The following is a 26,581-nucleotide window of genomic DNA, read 5'->3' as shown; positions in this document are numbered from 1 at the left end:
GGAGGTGCAACGGTGCGTTACTCAAGATTAAAAATCATCTTTCCAATTGGGTTATTTGTTGCACTCTTTTTAGACGGCTCGGTGTCAAATGTTTTTGCCGGTAAACTATTTAGTTACCCCTACGCCAGTGTCTTACACCTAGTTTTACTGTGGATTGTCTTCGCTGTCTTTTTAGATGACCGTGATAATCTGTCGGTTGGAATTTGGTCTGCATTCGTGGGCTTGGTGTTTGACTGGTACTATACTGGGATTTTAGGCGTTTACATGATTGGCTTACCGTTGGTAGTCTATATATGTCGACAAATCAAGCCATGGATCGACCTGAACTTTTTAACGTTACTGATGATCTATATTATTAATTTGACCATTTTGGAAGCATTTACGTATATTTGGTACACGATGAGCCATGTGATCTCTAGTGGGTTAGCAGACTTTGCGGTGTACACGCTAGGACCGACGATTGCGGTCAACCTAGCCATCTTTGTCATATTATATTATCCAATGCGTCGGTTATATCTGAGTGTTAATTAGTCGGCAGAAAGGAATTCTAACATGCAACAGAGTGTAGTTTTAAAGGCCAGTAATGACGGCTATGAACTGATTTTACGGCAAGAAGCAAGTTTCGATGATATTATGATCGACTTGAAGGTCTTGTTGGATCGGTTGCAGGCTGATAATACGACTGATAAACAAATCTCGTTTGACCTGGATACGGCTAGTCGACTACTGACTGCGGAACAAAATCAAAAAGTGACACAGTTGATTCAACGATATCCGTTATTCAGTATTCATAAGCTAACGGCAGATGTTATTTTGACGGCGGATGCTTTAGCGATGATTGAACGTGATACGGTGCATCTGGTTAATCAGATTATTCGCAACGGTCAGGTCGTTGAGATTACGGGGGACGTGTTGTTCTTCGGTAAGATCCATGAAGGTGGGGTGCTCCGGGCGACGGGTAGTATCTTTGTGATGGGTGAGGTAAACGGTGCGCTTGAGGCCGGTTATCCCGATCACAATGATGCGGTGATCGTTAGCCCCTTAGCGACCGTCCCGCGGGTTCGAGTCGGTGAATTGTTAGAATTAGTGGACCTTGAAAAAGTTGTTGATGGGACGAACGTCGTCTATATTAATGACATTCAAGCGTTGGACTACCAGCCGCTCCAGCAATTAAAACGGGTACGACCGAAGCTATTTACTCGAAATGGAGGACGTGTTTGATGGGAAAAGCAATTGTCATCACCTCTGGTAAGGGTGGGGTCGGCAAAACGACCACTACGGCCAATTTAGGGACGGCCCTTGCTTTGATGGGCAAGAAAGTTTGCTTAGTTGATTTAGATATTGGATTGCGGAATTTAGACGTTATTTTGGGTCTCGATAACCGGATCCTTTATGATATTGTGGATGTAGTTGCCGGTCGTGCTCAAATACGGCAGGCGTTGGTCAAAGACAAGCGGTTTGATGACTTATTGTTTTTATTGCCAGCTGCACAAAATGCGGACAAGGATGCATTGAATCCTGACCAAGTTCGGGCAATCGTAGACGAGTTGAAACCAGATTTTGATTACGTTTTGCTCGACTGTCCCGCCGGAATTGAACAAGGTTTCATGAATGCGATTGCTGGTGCGGATGCGGCTATTATCGTCTCGACACCCGAGATTTCAGCAATTCGTGATGCGGATCGGGTCGTTGGCTTATTGGAACAATATCCGTTAGCCGAAGCACCTAAGTTAGTGATTAATCGAATCCGGACGCGCATGATGCAAGATGGTGAGACGATGGATATTGATGAAATTACGCATCACTTATCGATCGACTTGCTAGGAATCGTTTTCGATGACGATGCCGTCATTCGGACTTCAAATAACGGTGAACCGATCGTTCTTGATCCTAAGAATCCAGCCTCACAAGGCTACCGCAACATTGCCCGCCGAATCGAAGGTGAAACGGTGCCATTAATGAATTTGGATACACCTAAACCGGGTGTTTGGTCACGAATCGCCGGAATTTTTCATCGTGGCAAGTAAAAAAGGCTTGACGGTTGATTAATTTTCGATTAGTATGAACTCAACATTAAAAAACAGGGAACAGAAGAGTAGTTGTAAGGACCTTGCCGAGCGAGTTATCGATGATGGGAAGATGACCAAGGATTACAACGAACCACATCTGTGAGTTGGACAGCTGAAGTTAGTAAGCTGTTTCGGTTGGCCTCGTTAGCGGCGGAGTTTAGTGATAAACTCGTTGAGATTAGTTGTGTGAGCAACTAGTGAATATGAGGTGGAACCGCGATTAAATCGTCCTCTTAGGCATGCTGGCCTAAGGACGATTTTTTTATTATCACAAAACTCCCTGAGGTAATAACTGTGAAGTTATTACGAAGTGAGGTGGCACCACGGATAACCGTCCTCTTGAGTATTCGACTCAAGGGGACTTTTTTGTGTACTTGAGTCGTGACCGATTAGTGGACGCAGGACAATGTGACCTGTAAATTTGGGAGGGAAAGTACATGCAGTATATTTTAGAAATTTTGCCATCATTATTATCCGGTGCCGTTATGACACTGAAAATTTTCATTTGGACCCTGATTGGGTCGCTACCATTGGGGTTAGTTGTTGGTCTGGGATTAATGTCTAACTTCAAGCCGCTGCAATGGTTATTGCATTTCTACGTTTGGTTAATGCGTGGTACCCCGTTGTTACTGCAATTAATCTTTGTCTTTTACGGCTTACCGTTGATTGGGATTGTTTTTCCACGGTACTACGCCGCGTTATTCGCATTTATTCTGAACTACGCGGCCTACTTCGCGGAAATCTTCCGTGGTGGGTTACAGTCGATTGACAATGGTCAATATGAAAGTGCACGGGTCTTGCGGCTGAGCTACTGGCAGACGATTCGTAAAATCGTTATTCCCCAAGTGATCAAAATTGTTTTACCGTCAGTTGGCAATGAAGTCATCAACTTGGTCAAGGATTCATCGTTAGTTTATGTCATTGGTCTCGGCGACTTGTTACGTGCCGGTAACGTTGCGACAGCGCGCGATGTTACTTTGGTACCCTTAGTATTAGTCGGAATCATTTACTTAGCACTGACAGCCGTAACGACTTTTGTGCTTGGACGAATCGAAAAACACTACAGTTACTGGAAATAGGGAGGCCATCATATGTTAGAACTAAAAAATATTACAAAAAGCTTTGGTTCACGGACAATTATTAAGAATTTGAATTTAACCGTTAAGGATGGCGAGATTCTAAGTATTGTGGGCCCTTCAGGTGCTGGTAAGACAACGTTATTACGCTGTATTACGGGGCTTGAAAAGGTGAATGCCGGTGAGTTCTTAGTCGACGGCCAACCATTTGACCCCTATACTAATCGGAGTAACGATAGTGTGATTGGTGTTGTATTCCAAAATTTTGAATTGTTTCCCAATTTAACAGTCATGCAGAATATTACTTTAGCACCGACCACGGTCTTAAAGCAGTCTAGCGCAGAAGCAGAACAGCAGGCGCAGACTTTATTAGATCGTTTGAATCTCGGTGATCACGCTGACCAGTATCCTTTCGAATTATCAGGTGGTCAAAAGCAACGAGTGGCGATTGCCCGGGCATTAGCCATGAAACCGAATGTCTTATGCTATGATGAACCAACTTCAGCACTTGACCCGAACTTACGACAGGAAGTTGAAAAGTTGATTTTAGGCTTAAAGGCTGATGGCATGACTCAAATTGTGGTGACCCATGATTTAACCTTTGCTGAAAATATCGCGGATGAAATGTTCCACGTTGAACCAACCAAGAAGCAATAGGGGGCGTCAGAATGAAGAAAAGATTATTTGCACTCAGTTTGATCGTTGTGATGCTCCTGGGTATGGCAACGACGTTAAGTGGCTGTGGTCAAAATGTGACTAAACGCGCTGACACCCAAGATACTTGGTCTAAAATCAAGAAACGCGGTTACGTTGTCGTTGGTTTGGACGACAGTTTTGTCCCGATGGGCTTTCGCGAAAAGTCTGGGAAACTAGTTGGTTATGATATCGACCTCGCCCGGGCCGTCTTTAAGTTGTACGGTATTAAGATCAGCTTTCAAACGATTGACTGGTCCATGAATGCGACCGAATTGCGCAATGGCACAATTGATTTGATTTGGAACGGCTACACGAAAAATCCCCAACGTGAAAAAGTGGTGGCTTTCAGTAATACTTATTTGAAGAACAAGCAAGTCCTCGTTTCTTTAAAGAAAAATCATATTAACTCATTTGACGATATGACTGGTAAGACGTTGGGTGTTCAGTCAGGTTCTTCGGGCTATGAGTCATTGGAAAACAATCCGAAACTGCTGAAGGATAAGATTGCTAAGAAAACGCCAGTTCAATACGATACCTTCACGAATGCCTTCCTCGACTTGAATGCTGGACGAATTAAAGGGCTCTTGATTGATAGCGTCTACGCGAGCTATTATATTAAGCACGAAGCGAACTCTGCGGATTACCAAGAAACGCAAGGCACCTTTAAGTCGGAAGACTTCGCAGTTGGGATGCGTAAGGGTGACAAAACGATGAAACGCAAAATTAATGCCGGCCTAAAGACGTTGAAGGCTAACGGAACGTTAGATAAGATCAACAAGAAATGGTTTGGTAATCAAAAAGTTGAAAACTAACGTGACGTGGCAGGACTTGTCATTCAGTGACCCCAGTTATCGGTGAGCAACTAATCATAAATAGGCTTTCCAAGACGGACGATGTCTTGGAAAGCCTATTTATATTGGCACGCAGACAAACTGGGATTGAAGGCTTAAACTTATACACGAAAAATTGTTGAAAGGTGCCGCTATAAGGCCAAAAACAACCAGCTAAGGCCCGCTGGAAAAAGTTCGAGTTTTGCATAAACTTGCTTGGCTAGCGTCGTCCTAAGCCGACTTCCAGGCATTTCTGCCAATTGCTGGAACGCGGTGGACACAGATTTAAGCCGAAGACCACGTCTTAAATACTGGTCTTCCACTAACCAAGCAAAGAACGCTTGCTAAGTGGAATTTCACCGCTGAGCATTGGCCGAAATGCCTTCCAGTCGGGACAGTATTCGAATGGCGGACGAAGATGTACCTAACTTGTGATGGACTTGTCATTACTTTTTATAAACGATAACTTTGTCAAGCAACGGTCAGACAGAAAATGATATTGTTATGGTTCACTATTTCTGAACCAATGTAGCAATAATTGAACTTCTCGATAAACATAGAGATTTACACCTGACGCTTTATTTGAAGCTCCGGTATTAAAAGACCAATTACACCAAGTTAAGTGGCCGTTAATCAGCCATTCGAGCGGCTTAACGAAACGCGCGCGGTGACGCTGAATCCTGTGCTTGCTACGCCAACGGACTGATGCCCAAACCGCATTAATCCGTTGACTAGGCAATGCTTAAATTCAACCCGTGATCCCTCGCACACTTTAGACTGGAGGGGTTGGGTGACAATGCTCAGTAGCCAAATTATTCTTAGCTGAAAGTGGGTTGCTTTCGGCTTAGAATAAGACTCGTATTTGAGATGATGAGGGTTGGGCATTAGCTCAAATCGACGTCGGCCGCGTTCCAGCAATTGTCACCCAGCCCCGGAGGTCGGAATAGGACACGTACATGCTGACGAACGAGTATCCGGGGTCAATTGCCGGCACCTTTCAACAACAATTGATGAAAAACACGGCCATAAAAAATGCCCGACTAGTTGACTAGTCGGACGTATGGGTTAATCGAAAAATTCTTTATATAACGCAATAACGGCTTGATCGGCATCATTGTCGTGTACACCGAACATAATAGAAATTTCGGATGCGCCTTGATTGACCATGATTAATTTAATATTGTCGTTGGCTAATGCGGTGGCGGCACGTGACATGATGCCGACGCGGTTGCGCATGTTTTCGCCAACGAGCATTAAGATTGAGTAGTCGTGCGTAAAGTAAATTTCATCGGGATTGATGGCCGTTGAGATTTCTGCAACTAACGTTTTCTCTAATTCGGGCGTCAACTGATGTTCATCAAAGATGATGGTCAAATCATCGATCCCAGATGGCATGTGTTCATAACTAATATGATGATTTTCTAAAATCGTTAGAATTTTACGGCCCAGCCCAACTTCTTTGTTGAGCAGATACTTACGTAAGTATAGTGAACAAAAACTAGAAGAACTGGCAATCCCAGTCACCGGGTAGTGGGGATTGGGTTCGCGAGTTGACTGAATCAAAGTTCCCGGAGCCTCGGGATGGTTCGTATTCTTGACGTTGACGGTAATGTTGCCTTCGATTGCTGGAATCAACGCTTCGTCGTGAAAGACAGAAAAGCCAGCGTAAGAAAGTTCGCGCATCTCAGTAAACGTCATTTCACTAATGGCCGCTGGTTTTGCGACCAAACTAGGATTGACCGCGTAAATTGCATCGACATCGGTAAAGTTTTCATAACGTTCAGCATGGACACCCCGAGCGATGATCGCGCCAGTAATGTCGGAGCCACCGCGTGAAAAGGTACAAATTTGGCCGTTACGATTGTAGGCGAAAAATCCGGGGATAACTAGGATTTGTTCGCTGTTGGCCCACTTAGCGAGCTGGTCATAACTACTCTTGATAATCTGAGCGTCATCAGGAACGTCCGTAACGACCATTCCCGCATCTTTAGGGTCAAGGTAGCGAGCGTTGAGGCCGCTTTGTTGAAAAACAGCGGCGACCAGTTGCGCATTGAGACGTTCGCCGTGCGCTTTGAAAGCTGCCATCAAGTAGGTGTTGTCGGCGTATGATTGTTTTGGTAAGTTGCGAATCGTTTCAAAAATCGGAGTCAATTGTGCTTCGGGAACGTTAAACCCGTGACCGATTTCTGCATAACGGTCAATGATAGCTGCGGTAACGGCTTGCGTATCTTGATGATGGATCGTTTGACGGGCATATTGAATAAGTAAATCAGTGACTTTGGTGTCGCCATCGAACCGTTTACCAGGTGCCGATACAATCACATATTTACGTTTTTGATCAGCCTCAACGATCGCGAGGACTTTTTGCAGTTGCTGACTACTAGCAAGGGAACTGCCACCAAATTTAATTACTTTCACATTAACCGCTCCTTAATTTTATCAATAATGAAAAGAATAGCAGACAAATCGCGACTTGGCAATGTTAATTGCCACTCACGAGAATTTAATTTAATCGTGAAAATAATCATTTTGGCGACCATAATCTGAAAATAAAAAAAACAATAGGACGGAAAGTTGCGTCAATCCGGCCTTTCGCTTATTATTTATTACATATGCAAGGAGGAAACATGTTGCAAACTCAGTTAGCAAAAGGGGTCCAATTGACGACGGTTCAGAGTCATCAATTTAAAACCAACCAGATTATTATCAATTTTCGGGCACCGCTTGCACGTGAAACAATTACTCAGCGGTCGCTACTATCGAATTTATTAGAAACAAGTTCTCGTGATTATCCAGATCAGCGAGCGTTAGCCAACGCATTGGCTGCCATGTATGGTGCTGCGTTTGGTGCGGGTGTTAGTCGTAAGGGACCAACGCATAACTTGCAATTAGCCATCACCGTTGCGAATGAACGGTATTTGGCAACGGATCAGCCACTGACAAATCAGGCCATCCAGTTTTTACAACAAGTCGTTTTACAGCCGCTAGTGGCGGACGGTCAGTTTGATCAAGCGACGTTTGACCGCCAAAAAAAGAATTTGGAAGCGGCGATTATGTCGGTCGCTGATGATAAGCAATATTATGCTGCACAGCAGTTAAATACGGCGTTGTTTGCGGACGAACCTGCGCAACAAGTGCCAAGTTACGGTACGGCGAGTGATTTGGCAGCCCTCACTGCGGAAGGTTTGTACGACTATTATCAAATGATGATCCAAAATGATCAAATCGATATTATCGTGACGGGTGACGTTGATGAGGCGGCCGTTTTAGCTCAGTGGCAACAAGCTGGTTTTGAGGATCGACTGGCGGGGCGCCCACGGCCATTTTATCAACATCATAATACAAACCAGTACGTCGAAGTGAGTGAACAACAGGCACTCAGCCAAGCAAAGCTAAATTTAGGTTATGATTTGCCAGTCTTTTATCGTGGCAATCATTATTACGCGGCCTTGGTTTTCAACGAACTATTTGGTGGGTCACCGCTGTCTAAATTGTTTATGAATGTACGTGAAAAGGCGAGTCTGGCTTACTATGCCAGCAGCTCATTGGATACTTTCCGTGGGGTGCTTAAGGTGCAAGCTGGGATTGATGGCAAAAATCATGACCAAGTGTTAGCAATTATTGCGGCCCAATTAACGGCGATTCAAGCCGGTGATTTTACGGATGATTTAGTTGAACAGCTGAAGCTGGGCTTGATCAACGATTTTGAGTCCAGTTTGGATAGTCAACGGACATTCGCTGTGCAAGCCTTGATCGATGATTTAACGCAACAACGCGTTACGGATACTGAATGGCTACGGCAGATTCAAAGTGTGACGCGTGAACAGATCATTGCAGTCGCGAAGATGGTGACCCTTAATAATGGGTTCTTCTTGAGTGGGGTAACCGCATGAAAGTAAAAAAATATGATCAATTTAATGAAAGTTGTTATCAAGCTCAGTTGGATAATGGGCTGACGGTGACGTTGTTACCTAAGGCCGGTTATCACAAAACGTACGCAACGTTTACAACGAACTATGGCTCGATCGACAATACCTTTGTTCCAGCCGGAAGTACTGAAATGCAACGCTTCCCAGATGGAATTGCCCACTTTCTGGAACATAAAATGTTTGAGAAGGCTGACCATGATGCGTTTCAAATTTTTGGTCAGTACGGGGCGAGCGCGAACGCCTTCACTAGCTTCACGAAGACGAGCTATTTGTTCTCAGCTACCCGGCACCTGCAGGACAACCTCATGACCCTCTTAGATTTTGTTCAAGATCCGTATTTTACGCCAGCGACAGTTGACAAGGAGAAGGGCATTATTGGGCAAGAGATTGAGATGTACGATGATGATCCAAGTTGGCGCCTGTATTTCGGAATGATTGGTAATCTATATCCGAACCACCCACTACAATATGATATTGTGGGGACGACTGAGTCGATTGCTAAGATAACGGCTGATGACTTGTACGCCGCTTATCGGACGTTCTATCATCCTGAGAACATGACGTTATTTGTGGTTGGTAATTTTGATCCAGACGAAGTGTTAGGGTGGATTACGACTAATCAAGCAACTAAAAAATTTGCTGCCTTTCAACCGATTGAACGTAAGATTCCTGAAACCGCAACGGATGGACATGACATTATTCCTTATCGGACGATTGATATGCCAGTCAATCGGGCCAAATCAATCGTTGGTGTCAAAGGCTTGCTGCCGATTGAAGCGGGGGCTGCTGCTTTGAAGTACCGTGCAGCGGTTAACGTTTTATTAGAATTATTGTTTGGCGATACGTCAGCAGATTATTTGCGATTATATGATCAGGGTATCATCGATGATACGTTTGGTTATGATTTCGAATTACAGTCTGGATTTAATTTTGTCACTTTTAGTGGTGAAACGGATGATCCAGCCCAGTTTGATGCAGCCATCATTGATGTGCTAGAAAACTGGCGGACGGCTGTAGTTGGTCAGGAAGCAGCACTCGCATTAGTCAAGAAGGAAATGATTGGGCGGGTCGTCTTCATGGCGAACTCCTTGGAGGCAATCGCGAACCGGTATGATCAACGGCTATTCGGGACGGCGACAATCTTTGATGAACCGGGTATAATTGATCAGTTGACCCTTGCAGACTTGCAGACGGTTGCTGAACAATTATTGACTTCTCAGGCAATCAGTGAATACCAGATTCGACCACAAGCAAAGAGTTAAGGAAATCTGAAATTTAATGGTCATGGGGCTGCTAAATTTAGTTGCTGTGATATACTATTAACCGTAAGATTTTGAAAATAGACTTAGGGTGGAGAAAAAGTCAATGAGTGAAAATAACGAAGAAACAACAACGATTGGGGCGCGCTTAAAGGCTGCCCGGACAGCGAAAGGCCTCACAATTGATGATTTGCAACAAATCACCAAGATTCAGAAACGCTATTTGATTGCAATCGAAGATGAACAGTTCGATAAACTTCCCGGTGATTTTTACGTTCGGGCGTTTGTTAAGCAATATGCGGAAACTGTCGATTTAGATGGTAACGCGTTGTTAGAAGAATATCGAGACCAATTACCGAGTGTTCATACTGAAACCATCGTTGAAAATGTTGATGAAGTTCAACCTACCCGGGTTGCTAGTCGCGAACAACCTGCTTCACCAGCGAGCCGCGTGCGTAATTATTTACCAACGATCATCGTCACTGCCATTGTGGTTTTGATTTTGTTATTTATTTGGTTTATGGCGGTTCGCACGCACGCTGGTTCAAGCTCTAGCACGAGTGCGGACAGTTCTTCTGTACAAGTTTCGAGTTCTAAGAAGCAATCGAGTTCGTCGAAAGCTAGTTCATCAGCAAAGTCTAGTTCTAAAGCGTCTTCTGCCAAGGAACAAACAATCAAGGCTAACGGCAGTAGCGATACGGCTTATACTTTGACGAATGGTGCGGATAAGAACAAAGTGGTCATCAAGTCTACTAAGGCTGCTTGGACTTCCGTTACGACTAACGGTACTCAGACTTGGCAAGGAACGCTAAAGGCGGATGGCTCACATACATTAACGTTACCAAGTAATGCTACGACGGTTAAGTTCCAGTTTGGGAACGCAACTGCCACGACCGTAACAATCAATGGTAAGGCGTTCAATTTTAATCCGAAGAACAGTACGTCACAAGTTCGGACGATTACCTTGACCATCAAATAACGTTGCGGAGGAGGCGGGTACTTTGAATTTACCTAATAAATTAACGGTGTTTCGGATTATTCTGATTCCAGTTTTCATTCTTATTATGGTGTTACCCCTTAGTTGGGGACAGGTTGTGTGGGCTGGAACAACAATTCCAGTCACCCAAGTGGTTGCAACTGTCATTTTTGCGGTTGCGTCATTAACTGACTTAGCGGACGGCAAGATTGCCCGGGGTCAACACTTGGTTACGAATTTTGGGAAGTTTGCGGATCCACTGGCAGATAAGATGTTAGTAATGACCGCGTTCATCATCTTAGTTCGGTTAAATGCGGCCCCTGATTGGGTCGTTGCCATTATCATGTGTCGTGAACTCGCGGTAACGGGGTTACGATTATTGATTGTTGAAAATAATGGTAAAGTGATGGCTGCTGCTATGCCCGGGAAGATTAAGACAACGACACAAATGATTGCCATCATCTTCCTGCTGCTGAACAATGTCTTATTTGCGGCAATCCACATTCCATTTGCGGCAATTATGTTATATATCTGCTTATTCTTCGTTATTTATTCTGGCATTGATTATTTTGTTCAGAATCGTGACGTGTTTGCAGATGGCTTCAAATAAAATTAATCATGAGCGTCTCACCGAGTCTTGCATTCGGTGAGACGTTTTTGTATACCATTAACGTGTTGCCCTTATTAATTAATCATGACTCCTGTCAGTCGATAATTTTAACGATGAGTCGCGTTGGCAGGTTATGTCAAATGAAGGTATTTGAAAATGCTAATCTTTTTAATGGGGTCGATCGTCATTTTCGTATATACTTAATGTAGGACGCTAATCATCGCGCCCACACTGAGTGTAATCGATAGGATTACGGGGAGGCATATATGGCATGCAAGCAGAAATAATCGCGGTTGGTACCGAGATTTTACTGGGTCAGATTACGAACACGAATAGTACGTACATCGCACGTGGATTGGCCGAATTAGGAATTGATAGCTATTATCAAACGGTGGTTGGTGATAATCGGCAACGTTTGTCGACCGTCATTGAAATTGCGGCCCAGCGGAATGACTTAGTTATTTTAACGGGTGGTTTGGGGCCGACCAAGGATGACTTGACGAAGCAGACGCTCGCGCATTATTTGAATGTTGCCTTGGTTGAAGATCAGGCAGCAATGCAAAAAATTACGGCCTGGTTTGCCACTAATGACAAAGTAATGACGGCCAACAACCGATTACAGGCATTGTATCCGGCAGGCGCGCAACCGTTGACTAATCATAACGGAATGGCTGTTGGTGCGTTTTATCAGTCAGAAAATAGTGCTGATTTCTTGTTATTGCCAGGTCCACCCCGTGAGTTAGCCGTAATGTTTGATTCTGAGGCAAAACCGAAATTGGCAGCTGCATATGGGGAACAAGCCCAAATCTATTCGCGAGTGATGCGTTTTTATGGCATCAGTGAGTCTGAATTGGCGACCCGGTTGCACCCCTTGATTGATGAACAGCAGGCGGTTACGATCGCACCCTATGCCAAGACTAACGAGGTTACCCTCAGATTGAGTGCCCAAGCTATGACGGAAACGGCTGCAAGGGGAATGATCGACAAAGTTGACCACCAGATCAAGGCTACCATTGGGCCGTACTTTTACGGTTATGGAGACGATAACTCGTTAGTTACTACTGTTATTAATCAAATGATTGCGGCTAAGCTGAGTATTACAGCCGCTGAAAGCTTAACAGCTGGGCTGTTTCAGAGTACCATCGGCAGTGTGTCCGGGGTCTCCGCAATCTTTCCGGGCGGCTTTGTAACGTATGCGAATGAGGCCAAACATCAGCTAGTGAACGTTCCACAAGCAATTATTGACGCTGAGGGCGTGGTTTCAGAAGCGACCGCTAAGGCCATGGCGAGTGGTGCTAAGCAGCAGCTAAATACTGATGTTGGTATCAGTTTTACAGGCGTTGCCGGTCCAGGAACCTTGGAAGGTCAACCGGCTGGAACGGTATGGATTGGTCTTGCTTACCGTGATCGACCCGTGAAGGCCAAGCAGTACCATTTTGCTGGTAATCGACAACAAATTCGGGAACGCAGTGTGATGGCCGGGTTAGACCTATTGAGACATGCATTGAATGAAGATACGGACTTAAAAAAATAATACGAACTTTTGTTCGCTTTTTGCTTGCAATTCTAACTTTGAACAGCTATGATATTAAGAGTTAGAAACGAGCACCAAAGGAGGAAATAATTTGGCTGATGCACGGAAAGCAGCACTAGATACCGCCCTGAAAAAGATCGAAAAGAATTTCGGTAAAGGGGCGATTATGCGGATGGGTGACGCTGCCCAGACGACTATTTCAACGATTTCAAGTGGATCGTTGGCCTTAGATGACGCGTTGGGTGTCGGCGGCTACCCACGTGGTCGGATCGTGGAAATCTACGGTCCTGAAAGTTCAGGTAAAACGACCGTGGCACTACATGCGGTTGCTGAAGTTCAAAAGCAGGGTGGTACGGCGGCCTATATCGATGCTGAAAACGCACTAGACCCCGTTTATGCGGAACACCTAGGGGTCAACATTGATGACCTGTTACTTTCGCAACCAGATACTGGTGAACAAGGGCTTGAAATTGCAGATGCCTTAGTTTCCAGTGGTGCGGTCGATATTTTAGTTGTTGACTCGGTGGCGGCCTTAGTGCCACGTGCCGAAATTGAAGGTGAAATGGGTGACGCACACGTTGGGTTACAAGCGCGGCTGATGTCACAAGCGCTCCGGAAGTTATCAGGGACATTGAACAAAACCAAGACAATCGCGTTATTTATCAATCAAATTCGTGAAAAAGTTGGTGTGATGTTTGGTAATCCTGAAACGACTCCTGGTGGTCGGGCCTTGAAATTTTACGCCACGATTCGTTTGGAAGTACGGCGGGCAGAACAGATCAAGGAAGGAACCAATATTATTGGTAACCGTGTCCGGATCAAAGTCGTTAAGAACAAGGTTGCACCGCCATTTAAGCGTGCCGAAGTGGATATCATGTATGGTCAAGGTATCTCACAAACTGGTGAAATTGTTGATATGGCTGCTGAAAAGGATATTGTTAAGAAGAGTGGTTCTTGGTATTCATATGGTGACGATCGCATTGGTCAAGGCCGTGAAAATGCCAAGAAGTATTTGGACGAGCATCCTGATGTCATGACGGAGATTCGCCAAAAGGTTCGTGATGCATATGGTATGGATGCAACTGGTGAAGAAACGTCTGAAACTGATGATCAGGCCAAAGAAGCTAAGGATAAGGGAACTGCTAAGAATGGCAGTAAGGGTCAAAGTAAGTCCACTAAAGCGACACCAGCGGAAACTGCTCTCGATCTCGGCGACCAACCAACCGAAAAATAGACAGTTTGTTATGCAACGCCCAAAATATTTATTTTGGGCGTTTTTTGTACATACTTAGCTTGTTTGCACGACAAAAGTAGCCTGCAGAGAGCGGTTGCCATAAGACTTTAAGTTGACACTATTCGTTTCTAACATTAGAATAACAAGTGTGTAAATAATCAAAATATAACATCTGAAAATTTGTAGTTGATTTTATGTTAACTGGATTTTGGTGGTGCGGAGGTGGAAACATGAATGTTTTCGGTATAATCCTCGCAGTCATCGCAATTGTTGTCGGTTATGGGATTGGTTACTATGTACGCAAGAACGTCCATGAAAAAGAATTGGACGTTGCCAGGAACACAGCCGAAGGTATTATTTCTGAGGCCAAACGGGCAGCGGAGACTCATAAGAAAGAAAAAGTCCTTGAAGCTAAGGAAGAGAGTCATCGCTACCGGGCTGAAGTTGAAACGGAGTTAAAGCAACGTCGGAATGAAGTTCAAAAGCAAGAAGACCGGTTGCTTCAACGTGAAGAAACTTTAGATCACAAAGAGAATACTTTTGAAAAGCGCGAGGATGCTTTAGGTAAAAAAGAAGATAAGATTGCCAATGAGCAAAAACGCGTTGAACAACAGCAACAAAGTGCAGCTTCACTAATCACGCAACGTCAAGCTGAGTTAGAACGGGTCGCCGCCTTGTCGCAAGAACAAGCTCGCGATCAGATTTTGACCCAAACGCGCGAACAATTAACGCATGAACGGGCCGTGTTAATTAAAGAAAATACGGACGAAGTGAAAGCGCAGTCTGAAAAAGAAGCCAAAAACTTAATTGTCCAAGCGATTCAGCAAAGTGCTGCCGATATGGTTTCTGAAACCACGGTTTCGGTCGTTTCTTTGCCGAATGACGACATGAAAGGCCGGATTATTGGTCGGGAAGGTCGTAACATCCGAACGTTGGAAACGCTGACGGGAATTGATTTAATTATTGATGACACGCCGGAAGCCGTCGTTTTAAGTGGTTACGATCCGATTCGTCGTGAAATCGCAAAGATCGCGCTTGAAAAGCTGATTCAAGATGGGCGGATTCATCCAGCTCGAATTGAAGAAATGGTTGAAAAAGCGCGTAAGGAAATGGACGAAAAGATCCGTGAAACTGGTGAACAAGCTGTCTTTGATTTAGGATTGCACGGGATGCATCCTGACTTGATCAAGCTTGTTGGTCGGCTGAATTATCGGACCAGTTATGGTCAAAATGTTTTGAATCACTCAATTGAAGTTGCGAAGTTAGCGGGCGTTTTAGCCGCTGAACTTGGTGAAGATGTTACACTCGCGAAACGCGCAGGATTATTACACGATATTGGTAAGGCCGTCGATCATGAGGTCGAAGGTTCCCACGTTGAAATTGGCGTGGAATTAACAACGAAGTACAAAGAGAGCCCCGTCGTGATTAACACGATTGCCTCCCATCATGGTGATGTGGAAGCTAAGTCGATTATCGCGGTGTTGGTTGCGACGTCTGATTCAATTTCAGCCGCCCGGCCAGGTGCTCGGAGTGAGTCGCTGGAGAATTATATTCATCGGCTCGAGAAGCTGGAAGCGATCGCTAATAATGAGGATGGCGTCAAGAAGAGCTATGCGATTCAAGCTGGTCGTGAAATTCGAGTCATCGTTAAGCCAAACGAGATTTCTGATTTACAGGCAACGGTTTTGGCGCACGATGTCAAAAAGCAGATTGAAAATGAACTTGAATATCCCGGTCATATTAAGGTTACGGTTATTCGGGAAGTTCGAGCAGTGGATTACGCTAAATAACCGGGAAATGAGTTTAGGTCTTGACCTAAGCTCATTTTTTTAGTTGCCAGCAGAATTCAATCACGTTTTCAAGGCTAAATAATGCTAAAATAATTGGTATAACGTTAAAACAAGGGAGCAATCTATGCGAATTCTATTTGTTGGGGATGTCATGGGCAATGTCGGCCAAACGGCGGTCACCACGTACTTACCTAAGTTAAAACGGCGCTACAAGCCACAAGTTACTATTGTTAATGGGGAAAATGCCACCCGCGGCCGCGGCATTAATCAGGAAGTGTATAAGGACATCTTGACTGCGGGGGCTGATGTCATTACGATGGGCAACCACACCTGGGATAATAATGAAATCTTTGATTTTATTAATGGTGCTAAGAAGTTGATTCGACCGTTGAACTTTCCGCCAGCGACGACTCCGGGGGTTGGTTATACGATCGTGAAGGTCAATACGGTGAAGTTGGCCGTGATTAATCTTCAAGGAAACGTCTTTATGGGGCAAAATTTAGCGGATCCTTTTACGACTGTCCAACCATTGGTCGAGCAACTGCGGGAAGAGACACCTAACATCTTCATCGACTTTCACGCTGAAACGACAAGTGAAAAGGAAGCCATGGCGTGGTATTTGGATGGTCAGGTGAGTGCGGTAGTCGGCACCCATACCCATGTGCAGACGAGTGATGAACGCGTATTGCCCAATGGAACGGCCTTTTTAAGTGACGTTGGTTTTACGGGTCCGTATAATGGTATTTTAGGAATGACCCGTGAGAATGTTATTCAGCGTTTCTTGGAACAAATGCCGACCCGTTTCAACGTGCAAGAGGATAGTCCGGCAGTGTTGTCGGGTTGTGTGATCGACGTTGATGGTCAGAGTGGTCGGGCGAAAAAGATTGCCCGGATTTTGATTAATCCGGACCACCCATATTTTGATGACTAAGATTTACGATAGAAAGTAGGATTAAGCGTGCCACAGAAAACAAAAGATACACCGATGATGCGTCAATATTTTGCAGTTAAAAATCAATATCCCGATGCGTTTTTATTTTACCGACTTGGTGATTTTTATGAAATGTTTTTTGATGACGCGATTAAAGGTGCTCAGTTATTAGAGTTGACCTTAACGACGCGGAATCATTCGGCGGAAAACCCTATACCGATGTGTGGGGTTCCCCATCGAGCCGTGCAAAATTATATTGATATTTTAGTAGATAAAGGTTACAAAGTCGCTATTTGTGAACAGATGGAAGATCCCAAATTAGCCAAGGGCATGGTCAAACGCGAAGTGATTCAGCTCGTGACACCTGGTACGACGTTGGAACGGGGCGCGGAACAAGCTAAGACGAACAATTACTTGACTGCGCTGATTCAGCGTGATCAACAATATGGTTTTGCGTACGCCGACTTGTCGACTGGGGAACTAAAAACGAGTGTCTTAACGACTAACGATACCCTAATTAACGAGTTGACCAGCTTGCAAACTAAAGAAATTGTGGTCGACGACTCTGTTGCTAGCGATTTGCGCGATCAAATTAAGACGCTAGGAATTCTAATTTCAGAACAGAATAACGTCACCCCCCAGGCTGAATTGAGCTACTTGACTCAGGACTTGACGGTCGATTTGGAACAACAGGTCGTGGAACGGTTATTGATGTATATTACGGTGACTCAAAAGCGGAGCCTCGCGCACTTACAAAAGGCGATCGCTTATGAGCCGTCATACTTCCTGAAACTCGATCATAATTCCAAGTATAATCTGGAATTAATGAAGTCCATCCGAACTGGTAAAAAGCAAGGAACTCTCCTGTGGCTATTAGATGAAACTAAGACGGCGATGGGCGGACGACTATTAAAGCAGTGGATCGACCGGCCATTGATTGTGAAGGCCGATATTGAAACGCGTCAAAATAAGGTTGCGACGTTATTAGATCATTATTTTGAACGTAGTAACTTACAAGAAGAGTTGACTAAAGTTTATGACTTGGAGCGTTTAGCTGGCCGGGTGGCTTTTGGTAGCGTGAATGGGCGTGACTTAGTGCAACTCAAGACATCCTTGCGTCAGATTCCAAAGATTCGGTATATCTTATCGGAATTAGATACGCAGGTATTTAATGATGAAGTTAATCAGCTGGATCCAGTCGAAGACGTTGCGGATTTGATTGACGCGGCAATCGTTGAAGACGCGCCTTTGTCAGTAACGGACGGTGGTGTGATCAAGGATGGTTATAACGAGCAACTCGATCAATATCGGGATGCTATGAATAATGGGAAAAAATGGATTGCTGAGTTGGAAGCCCAGGAACGGGCGACAACCGGTATCAAGAATCTTAAGATAGGGTTTAACCGGGTTTTCGGCTATTATATTGAAGTCACGAAGGCCAACTTGGCCCAATTACCGAAGGACCGCTATGAACGTAAGCAAACGTTAACGAATGCTGAACGCTTTAGTACTCCTGAACTGAAATCGCATGAAAGCCTGATTTTAGAAGCTGAGAGCCATTCTACGGATCTTGAGTATCAACTCTTCACAAAGGTTCGTGAAACGGTTAAAAAGGCAATTCAGCGGCTACAAACATTGGCGAAGGCGGTCGCAGCAATTGATGTCTTGCAAAGTTTCGCCGTCGTTAGTGAAGATTACCACTTTGTTCGACCGAAATTAACTAAATCACATGATTTGAAGATCGTTGATGGTCGTCATCCGGTCGTTGAAAAAGTGATGGGTAACCAGAGTTACGTCCCAAATAACGTGACAATGTCACCTGATGAGACGGTCCTTTTGATTACTGGTCCTAACATGTCCGGTAAAAGTACGTACATGCGTCAATTAGCATTGACGGTCATCATGGCGCAAATTGGTTGTTTTGTACCGGCTAAATCAGCGCAACTTCCAATTTTTGACCAAATTTTTACACGTATCGGTGCCACGGATGACTTAATTTCCGGTCAAAGTACGTTTATGGTGGAGATGCAGGAAGCCAATAATGCCTTGCAACATGCGACAGCCAATAGTCTAGTGTTGTTTGACGAGATTGGCCGGGGGACGGCGACTTACGATGGCATGGCGCTTGCCCAAGCAATTATTGAGTTTGTGCATAACCATATTCATGCCAAGACACTGTTCTCGACGCATTATCATGAGTTGACCGCGTTAGATCAAGAATTATCCGGGTTACGAAACGTGCATGTGGGTGCGACTGAACAGGATGGCGAGCTCGTCTTCTTGCATAAAGTTGAGCCCGGGGCCGCCGATAAGTCCTACGGGGTGCACGTTGCCAAGTTGGCTGGGATGCCAACGAGTTTATTGGAACGGGCCAATAAGATTTTAACGAGTTTGGAAAATCAAACGAGTACGGTATCGACGACAGCGGCTTCGATTGCTGCTAGTGATGCTGCTAATAGCGTGGCACCTAACACAGCGGCTTCAATGCCGGTTGAGGCCGCCGATGAGTCACAGCCAGTAGAATCGGAGACCCCGGTTGCCGAAGCTCCGGTCGCTGAAGCCGGTGATGAACAGCTGTCGTTATTTGCTGAGCCGGCGGTGACGGATGCGAAGGGTGAAAAGGTTTTACAACAGCTGAAGACGTTGAACTTGATGGCGATGACTCCGATGGATGTAATGAACCAGCTGTATAAATGGCAACAAAAATTAGGTAAGTAGGCGCATTTTAACTCATCATAAATGAGCGCAATAAGCTGTTATGATGAGCTATTGGTGCGTCTGACGGACAGGTAGGTCGACACTAGTCAGTTATTGCTAGTTGTGGTAATCGAAAATGTTCGTGCAGGACACGAGCTTAATTATTTTATGTGAAAGGACCGATGGAAATGGGAAAAATTCATGAGTTATCTTCTGTGCTGGCCGACCAGATTGCTGCCGGCGAAGTTGTGGAGCGGCCCGCCTCGGTCGTTAAAGAACTGGTTGAAAATGCTGTTGATGCGCACGCGACGCAGGTTGATATTTTGGTGCAAGAGTCGGGTGTTCAGTCAATTCGGGTTATCGATGACGGTGACGGTATTGATGACGCTGAAGTCCTGACCGCTTTTAAACGGCATGCGACGAGTAAGATCACATCACGTGAAGATTTGTTTCGCGTCCATTCTTTAGGTTTTCGCGGTGAGGCGTTGCCAAGTATTGCGTCAGTAGCGGACGTGGTGATGAATACGAGTACCGGCGCCACTGGGACGAGTATTCATTATCGCGGCGGTAAACTATTACAACAATCGCCCGCTCCGTTGCGGCAAGGGACGGACATTACCGTCACTGATTTGTTTTTTAATACACCTGCGCGACTAAAATATTTGAAGTCCCCCCAAACGGAATTAGCGAATATTTTAGACGTGGTTAACCGCATCGCACTTAGCTATCCAGCGGTGGCATTTCGGTTAGTTCATAATGCGAAAGAGCTATTAAAAACGGCTGGTCGCGGTGACTTACAACAAGTCATTGCTGGTATTTACGGTGTCCAAAATGCGCGCAAGATGGTTGCCATTCAAGGATCGACCACTGATTTTAAATTGAGTGGCTTTGTGGCTTTACCTGAGCTGACGCGGGCCAGTCGCCAGTATATTACTGTTCTGATTAATGGTCGTGCTATCAAGAACCAGCAATTGACCAAAGCCGTCATCAAAGGTTACGGTTCTAAGTTGATGGTCGGCCGTTATCCAATCGCGGTGATCGCTTTAACAATGGATCCTTTATTGGTGGACGTCAATGTTCATCCCACGAAACAAGAAGTCCGTTTGAGTAAGGAACCAGAATTAGCCAAACTGGTCAGCACCACGATTACGGACCGGTTAGTGGATGTGAACTTGATTCCGTCAGCATTGACCAATCTTGGCAGCCATCGGCGTGAACATCTAAATACAGACCAGCTGGCGATGGATTTGAACGCCGTTTCGTCACAGTATCAAGTAGCGGATAAGACAACGCCGGCATCGACTGAGCAGTTTGCAGCCTCGCTGGCAGCGGCAACCATGCAGCCCAGCTCGGCAACGACCATGGTAAGTACTACTTCAGCACAGCCATCAGCGGTAAACCGTGCAGCAGTTAGTGCGGTTGTTCCGTCAGAATCAGCGGCAAGTTCTGCCAACCCGCCGATTATGATTAGCCATCGCGACGAACTGACAGCTACTCCAGTTCAAGCATTTGACCAGCGTTACCAGTCAGAATCAGGCGCTTTACCCTTTGGTGAAACTGCTGAACCGTTAGAAACCAGCACGGCTGCAAGCGCGCCGACTAGTGAAGCGCCGGATACGGAACGTTTTCCACAGTTACGCTATCTTGGTCAGATGCACGGGACTTATCTGTTAGCTGAGGCGGATGATGGTATGTACATTTTGGATCAGCATGCGGCCCAGGAGCGAATCAACTATGAATATTATCGCCAAGCGATAGGTGAGGTTAGTGCGGATCAACAAAATTTATTGGTTCCGATTATTTTAGATTACCCGACGAGCGATGTTTTAAAGATCAAGGAAAAATTGCCGTTACTAGCAGAATTAGGGATTCATCTGGAATCATTCGGCGGCAACAGCTTCATTGTTCATGCCCATCCGACCTGGTTCAAAGCTGGGCAAGAAGAAGATACGATTCGTGAAATGATTGATTGGCTCTTACAGGATGATAAGTTGACGGTCGCCCAATTTCGGGAAAAGTCAGCTATCATGATGTCCTGTAAACGGGCAATCAAGGCCAATCACCATTTGGATGATCAGCAGGCCCGCGCGTTATTAGCCAAGTTACCGACCTGCGAGAATCCGTTCAATTGCCCACATGGCCGTCCGGTGACGGTACACTTCACGAATTCAGACATGGAACGGATGTTCAAACGAATTCAGGATAGTCATGAAGCACGTGATTAAAGTGATTATTGGCGGCGTACTCGTTACTTTAGTATGATTCGTAATCGATCCGCATTGTGCAAGTAAATATTTCATGAATTATGATTAAAACGTGCCAAGTTTAGATTGTTGTTCGTCAGCCGGTGTGCGTCCTATGCCGACCTCCGGGGCTGGGTGACAATTGCTGGAACGCAGCCGACGTCGATTTGAGCTAACGCATAACCCGCGTCATCTCAAATACGAGTCTTATTCTAAGCCGGAAGCAGACCACTTCCAGCTAAGAATAATTTGGCTACTGAGCATTGTCCACCCAGCCCCTCCGGTCGGGAAACTGCTCGAATGGCTGATGAACGACCACCTAATTTGGTACAATTAGTCGCTGACTATTTTGATGCTGGAAGTTTAAACAAAGCGCTAGGTGCATTAAGCACTCTGTCAAGAGATTAAATCCTACTATACCGATTCAGGATTAGTGAGCCATCTCAATATTATTTTTAGTCTGACAGTTGATTGACAAAATTACCGTTTATGAAAAGCAACGACCAATTCATCAAAAGTTGGGTACCTCACCGTCTGCCATTCGAATACTGTCCCGACTGGAAGGCGTTTCGGCCAATGCTCAGTGGTGAAATTTCACTTAGCAAGCGTCTTGTGCTTGGTTAGTGAAAGGCCAGTATTTGAGACGTGATTTTTCGGCTCAAATCTGTGCCCACCACGTTCCGGCAATTGGCAGAAATGCCTGGAAGTCGGTGTAAGGCGCACACACCAAGCAAGTCTACGCTAGTCCGAACTTTTTCCAGCGGTCTTAAGCTGGTTGCTTTTGAACTTAAGAAATGGCACGTTTTAATCATGACTGATACTGAATAATCACGAACCGAATGTGTTATCGAATAAAAATAGCAATGTTGAGTAGTCCCTGGGTTAAAAAACCTAGGGACACTTTTATTGTCGCCAGTATTGCGGTCTAAAAAACAACTTTAAGATTGGGGAAGTGGCGTTTGTGACACTAATTTGAGTTGTAAAATTTCAGATTGAATTGGTTTAAATAGTTAGCTATCATTGATTAAAATGAGTGGTGAGCGCGTATCGGGTGCTTGGACCACTCAACATGATTGGGAGTTGATTGTTTTGGATATGACCAAACTTTATTATCGCCAGGTTTATTCGGCATATTGTTTTTTGGCAGATTTACCAGAGGCCACGCCCGCGTTCGTGGCCGGGCGCAAGACGCTGTGGGAATTAAATGCGCATCCAAGTGCGCGGGACGCCAAATTGATTACGCTGAATTTATATGAGCAAGTTGCTGCTTTTGAGCTCGATCCTAACCGTCATGATCAAGCGGCAATCGCTACGATCAACTTACAACGTGATAATGCTGTGAGTGGCTTACAACCTTTAGTACAGTTGTTTGGGAGTTATCCGGCGACTACTAAGATTGAAACTTTAGATAACTGGGATTGGCGTTAGTTGTTGATGGGACAGCTGTGAATCACGAATTTATTAAGATTCAAACTGAACATCACGAGACGAAATTGTTCATGGTAAAATAGAAACATTGTTTGAGATGGCAAAATATGGGGATTGCGTTGTCGACGTAATTACAAGATAGGGGCACCTGATTTGAAGACAGTACGGAAGATACCACTAGTCGTCTGGTATACGGCGATGTTTGTGGTTATTGCGACGATTACTTACAGTGGGCTTTTCTTAGCCGGCCGGACATTGATTTGGGAAGTGGATGGCATCGCCCAACACTTCCCGATTTTATTGGAATTTCAGCGGATCTTACAGCACCACCCACAACAATTATTCAGTTGGTCATGGAATCTCGGCTTGGGGGCCGATCAACTGACGACTTTTTCCTACTACGTGGTCGGTGATCCGTTTAATTATTTAGTGGCGTTTGTTTCGCGCGCTCATTTGGAATGGGCCTACCAAGCGTTGATCTTGCTGCGATTGTACTTCGTTGGACTTACTTTTCTAGGTTTCAGTCGGCAGTTCAAGTTCAAACGTGTCAGTCAATTGATTGGAGCTTTGACGTATACGTTTACCGCGTATACGTTCTATGTTGGGATGCACCACCCGTTTTTCTTGTTACCAATGATTTGGTTTCCGCTACTGTGTTGGGCGATTGAACGGGTCTTACGAGGCCGACATTGGTTACCACTCAGTCTGATTACCGCCGTTGTAATTTTGAGTAACTTCTATTTTGCTTACTTACTCGCATTGGGCGGCTTAGTCTATGCTTTGGTGCGTTTCTGGTCACGTCGTCGTGATCATTTAACGATGCGGTCGTTTGGACAGTTATTTTGGCGGTTACTAGTGGCGGTTGGTCTTGGTGTCACGATGGCAGGCATCTTACTAGTGCCCACGCTGCTCGCGATGTTGACGGCAACGCGTGCGAGTTTTAACTTTGCGAATGGCTTGACAAGTTATCCCATCAATTATTACGTTAATTTACCCAATCGACTGTTGACCAATGGTGGCAGTGTCCAATACTGGGTGACCCTCGGGCTGAGTAGCATTAGCTTTATTGCAATTATTTATACACTACGTCATTTCAGACGCTATTGGGTGCTTAATTGGGTACTGGTCGTGATGATGTTGGGTATTTTGTTGCCTCAATTTGCGGCCGTATTCAACGTTTTTTCAACACCTTCTAATCGATGGTTGTTGATGGCAACCCTCGTGTTTGCTTATGCGACGATGGCATTTATGGACCAAGTCACTGCTCTGACAGCGGCTGATTTAAAATGGTTGGCTGGTATTAGTGGCGGTCTGCTTGTCATTATTTGGCTGATCAATGGATTCTATCTCAATATCCGCAAACATGATATTGCGACATATCTCATCTTGTTAGCGTTAATTGGGGTCCTGCTGGCCAAACAATCCTTAAAATTGACCAATCGGCAATTTTATGTGTTATTACTGGGAATTGTCACGCTGAACCTGGCGAATAACGGACTGGGCTGGTTGAGTATCAATACTAATTCTAATAGTACTGAGCAGTTGCGGCAGGGCGCGGCAATGAAATGGGTCAAAAATTATTTTGATGGCGCGCAAAAAAGTTTAACCACGACTAGCCAATTTTATCGAACGGCTTTGGCACCCAACTACTATACGATGCGTTCGGCTGAGAGTGATGTGCCGATGGTGTTAGGAACTCACACGGTTGGATCGTATTTTTCAGTTCAAAATGGTTACGTGGGGGCATTTAGTCAGGCCTTAGGCAACTCAGAGTATGCGATGAACTCGCCACTCGGTTCGTTGGACGGTCGGACGACGATGTATAACTTATTAGGTGTTAAATATTTATTTGCACGTGAGGACCAGTTGAAGAAACAAGCCTTACCAGCCGGATATGAGGTTGTTAAGATGAAAACTGGCGAACCGAAGATTTTTGCGGACAAGTTTATTTATGGCATGAGTAATCATACCGGCACGATCTTGTTAAAATCCAAGAATGCGTTGCCGTTAGTTTATACACAGCAGCATCAGATTAGTCAACGCCAATTTAATCGCTTGAACGCAGTTGACCGCGAGCAAGCCTTGTTACAAGGTGCAGTCACTACGCAGCAGGTTAGTGGTGTTAAGACTGTCAAGCCAACCGTTACCGGAAAAAACGTCGCTTATACGGTTCAAGCGGATACGACGAATGTTTTGGATACGTTGGACAAGGTGATTATTTACCGCAATCAACATGCAACGGGAGCGTCGAACAACGCGTTGACTAAGTTACCGGCAGATACGATCACATTAACGCCGGAACAACGAGAAAGTTTGACGCCGGCAACTGGCCTGACGACACCGTCAAACCGCGTGTTGAACTTGATTGCAGCTAATCAAAAGTTAGTCCAGAAAAATCAGGAAAACAATGCCGACGAGTTAACGAGCATGGTCAGTGATGTGCAGGGGCACCAGATACCGTACCAATTGACCATTCAACACCCTAAGAAGTATCGAAATACGGAACTCTATCTTGTGCTAGATGGCATCAGTTATCGGCGTTCCTCAATCAAGCACGCCTTGACAACGAGTCAAAATATCAACGTGTTCACGGCCCGTCCGTATACCAAAGTCGATTATCTAGATGATGTTCGCGATGGTCTGAAGGGCAATTTGAGCGCTAGTGGGTATTCTTTAACTGCTCAGACAACGGATAACTTGACGAGTTTTAGTCAGTTGGGTACCACGAATATGTCAGACTATGAGCCCCGGACATCAGCAGTAATCAACTTAGGGTATAGCAAGTACGCGCGTAAGCTGATTACGCTGAACTTTACGAGCATTCGTAGTTTGCATTTTAAGTCCGCTAAACTGATCGCTGTACCGCTTGGGAAGACTTATCGTCAACGGACGCGGCAACTACAGACGAGTGGGTTGAAGCATCAACAAGTGACGAACAACCAGATTACGGGAACCACGCTGACTAAGACAGCAACCGTGTTAACAACGTCAATTCCGTATTCGACTGGTTGGCAGCTACGAGTTGACGGTCAAACCGTTAGGACTCAAGTTGTCAACAAAGGGTTTGTGGGGGCCAAGTTGACAGCCGGCCGGCACCAGATTCGATTGACGTATCACACACCAGGACTAAAAATCGGCATATGGTCGAGTATTATTGGTGGTGTGATTAGCATACTGATTGCCTGCTGGTGGGGGCTTCACAAACGTGTCAGACAATCTTAATTGAGTAAATCGGTATTAAAATAGGCTTCTTAGGAATTAACTTTGATTCCTAAGAAG

At 45.1% G+C, this 26,581-nt stretch carries 19 protein-coding genes and 1 other annotated feature; of the genes, 18 read left to right on the top strand and 1 reads right to left on the bottom strand.

Features of this window, described 5'->3' with window-relative positions; genetic code table 11:
• Positions 1–12: 12 nt before the first annotated feature.
• The 6 genes from mreD to E5260_RS09980 all read left to right on the top strand — a co-directional run bounded on the left by mreD (position 13) and on the right by E5260_RS09980 (position 4,653).
• Positions 13–531 (top strand): rod shape-determining protein MreD, encoded by a 519-nt coding sequence (mreD, locus tag E5260_RS10005; RefSeq protein ID WP_003641489.1) that lies wholly within the window; start codon positions 13–15, stop codon positions 529–531.
• 21 nt (positions 532–552) lie between these two features.
• Positions 553–1,221 carry a septum site-determining protein MinC gene (locus E5260_RS10000; protein WP_003641490.1) on the top strand — a complete coding sequence of 223 codons (669 nt, stop codon included), beginning with the start codon at positions 553–555 and terminating at the stop codon, positions 1,219–1,221.
• Complete coding sequence (minD, locus tag E5260_RS09995; protein WP_003641491.1) at positions 1,221–2,027, top strand: septum site-determining protein MinD; 807 nt, start codon at positions 1,221–1,223, stop codon at positions 2,025–2,027. Before E5260_RS10000 ends, minD begins: the two co-directional genes overlap by 1 nt.
• Before the next feature lie 47 nt (positions 2,028–2,074).
• Positions 2,075–2,305, top strand: a binding site (T-box leader).
• A gap of 201 nt (positions 2,306–2,506) precedes the next feature.
• Positions 2,507–3,148 (top strand): amino acid ABC transporter permease, encoded by a 642-nt coding sequence (locus E5260_RS09990; protein ID WP_003641492.1) that lies wholly within the window; start codon positions 2,507–2,509, stop codon positions 3,146–3,148.
• 12 nt (positions 3,149–3,160) lie between these two features.
• Positions 3,161–3,802: an amino acid ABC transporter ATP-binding protein gene (locus E5260_RS09985; protein ID WP_003641493.1), complete on the top strand. Its 642-nt coding sequence runs from the start codon at positions 3,161–3,163 to the stop codon at positions 3,800–3,802.
• 11 nt (positions 3,803–3,813) lie between these two features.
• Positions 3,814–4,653, top strand: a complete 840-nt coding sequence (locus E5260_RS09980) for an amino acid ABC transporter substrate-binding protein (protein WP_003641494.1) — start codon at positions 3,814–3,816, stop codon at positions 4,651–4,653.
• A 1,083-nt stretch (positions 4,654–5,736) separates the two neighbouring features.
• Here E5260_RS09980 and E5260_RS09975 read toward each other — a convergent pair.
• On the bottom strand, positions 5,737–7,089 hold the full coding sequence (locus tag E5260_RS09975) for an aspartate kinase (protein WP_003641497.1): 1,353 nt from the start codon (positions 7,087–7,089) through the stop codon (positions 5,737–5,739).
• A 209-nt stretch (positions 7,090–7,298) separates the two neighbouring features.
• Between E5260_RS09975 and yfmF the strand changes: the two genes are divergently transcribed.
• From yfmF to E5260_RS09915, 12 genes are all read left to right on the top strand, one after another.
• Positions 7,299–8,564 carry an EF-P 5-aminopentanol modification-associated protein YfmF gene (gene yfmF, locus E5260_RS09970; protein ID WP_003644641.1) on the top strand — a complete coding sequence of 422 codons (1,266 nt, stop codon included), beginning with the start codon at positions 7,299–7,301 and terminating at the stop codon, positions 8,562–8,564.
• On the top strand, positions 8,561–9,862 hold the full coding sequence (yfmH, locus tag E5260_RS09965) for an EF-P 5-aminopentanol modification-associated protein YfmH (RefSeq protein ID WP_003641500.1): 1,302 nt from the start codon (positions 8,561–8,563) through the stop codon (positions 9,860–9,862). The genes yfmF and yfmH overlap by 4 nt, the downstream gene beginning before the upstream one ends.
• A 103-nt stretch (positions 9,863–9,965) precedes the next feature.
• Entirely contained in the window at positions 9,966–10,838 is an 873-nt protein-coding gene (locus E5260_RS09960; RefSeq protein WP_003641501.1) for a helix-turn-helix domain-containing protein, read from the top strand.
• Between the two features lie 22 nt (positions 10,839–10,860).
• Entirely contained in the window at positions 10,861–11,445 is a 585-nt protein-coding gene (pgsA, locus tag E5260_RS09955; protein WP_003641502.1) for a CDP-diacylglycerol--glycerol-3-phosphate 3-phosphatidyltransferase, read from the top strand.
• 271 nt (positions 11,446–11,716) lie between these two features.
• Complete coding sequence (locus E5260_RS09950; RefSeq protein ID WP_003641503.1) at positions 11,717–12,979, top strand: competence/damage-inducible protein A; 1,263 nt, start codon at positions 11,717–11,719, stop codon at positions 12,977–12,979.
• A gap of 91 nt (positions 12,980–13,070) precedes the next feature.
• A complete protein-coding gene (gene recA, locus E5260_RS09945; protein ID WP_003641504.1) occupies positions 13,071–14,213 on the top strand; it encodes a recombinase RecA in 1,143 nt (380 codons plus the stop codon).
• 230 nt (positions 14,214–14,443) lie between these two features.
• Complete coding sequence (rny, locus tag E5260_RS09940) at positions 14,444–16,003, top strand: ribonuclease Y (RefSeq protein ID WP_003644638.1); 1,560 nt, start codon at positions 14,444–14,446, stop codon at positions 16,001–16,003.
• Positions 16,004–16,127: 124 nt separating this feature from the next.
• The gene (locus E5260_RS09935; RefSeq protein ID WP_003641506.1) at positions 16,128–16,934 is read left to right on the top strand and encodes a TIGR00282 family metallophosphoesterase; all 807 of its coding nucleotides are present in this window, start codon (positions 16,128–16,130) and stop codon (positions 16,932–16,934) included.
• 27 nt (positions 16,935–16,961) lie between these two features.
• Positions 16,962–19,652, top strand: coding sequence for a DNA mismatch repair protein MutS (gene mutS, locus E5260_RS09930; RefSeq protein WP_003641507.1), 2,691 nt, complete (start codon positions 16,962–16,964; stop codon positions 19,650–19,652).
• 167 nt (positions 19,653–19,819) lie between these two features.
• Positions 19,820–21,856: a DNA mismatch repair endonuclease MutL gene (gene mutL / locus E5260_RS09925; protein WP_003644637.1), complete on the top strand. Its 2,037-nt coding sequence runs from the start codon at positions 19,820–19,822 to the stop codon at positions 21,854–21,856.
• 1,047 nt (positions 21,857–22,903) lie between these two features.
• Positions 22,904–23,302: a hypothetical protein gene (locus E5260_RS09920; protein ID WP_003641510.1), complete on the top strand. Its 399-nt coding sequence runs from the start codon at positions 22,904–22,906 to the stop codon at positions 23,300–23,302.
• 153 nt (positions 23,303–23,455) lie between these two features.
• Positions 23,456–26,524: a YfhO family protein gene (locus E5260_RS09915; RefSeq protein WP_003641511.1), complete on the top strand. Its 3,069-nt coding sequence runs from the start codon at positions 23,456–23,458 to the stop codon at positions 26,522–26,524.
• Positions 26,525–26,581: the final 57 nt, after the last annotated feature.

It is taken from the genome of Lactiplantibacillus plantarum, assembly GCF_014131735.1.
Lineage (GTDB): Bacteria > Bacillota > Bacilli > Lactobacillales > Lactobacillaceae > Lactiplantibacillus > Lactiplantibacillus plantarum.
This window is presented reverse-complemented; position numbering and strand designations above follow the sequence as displayed.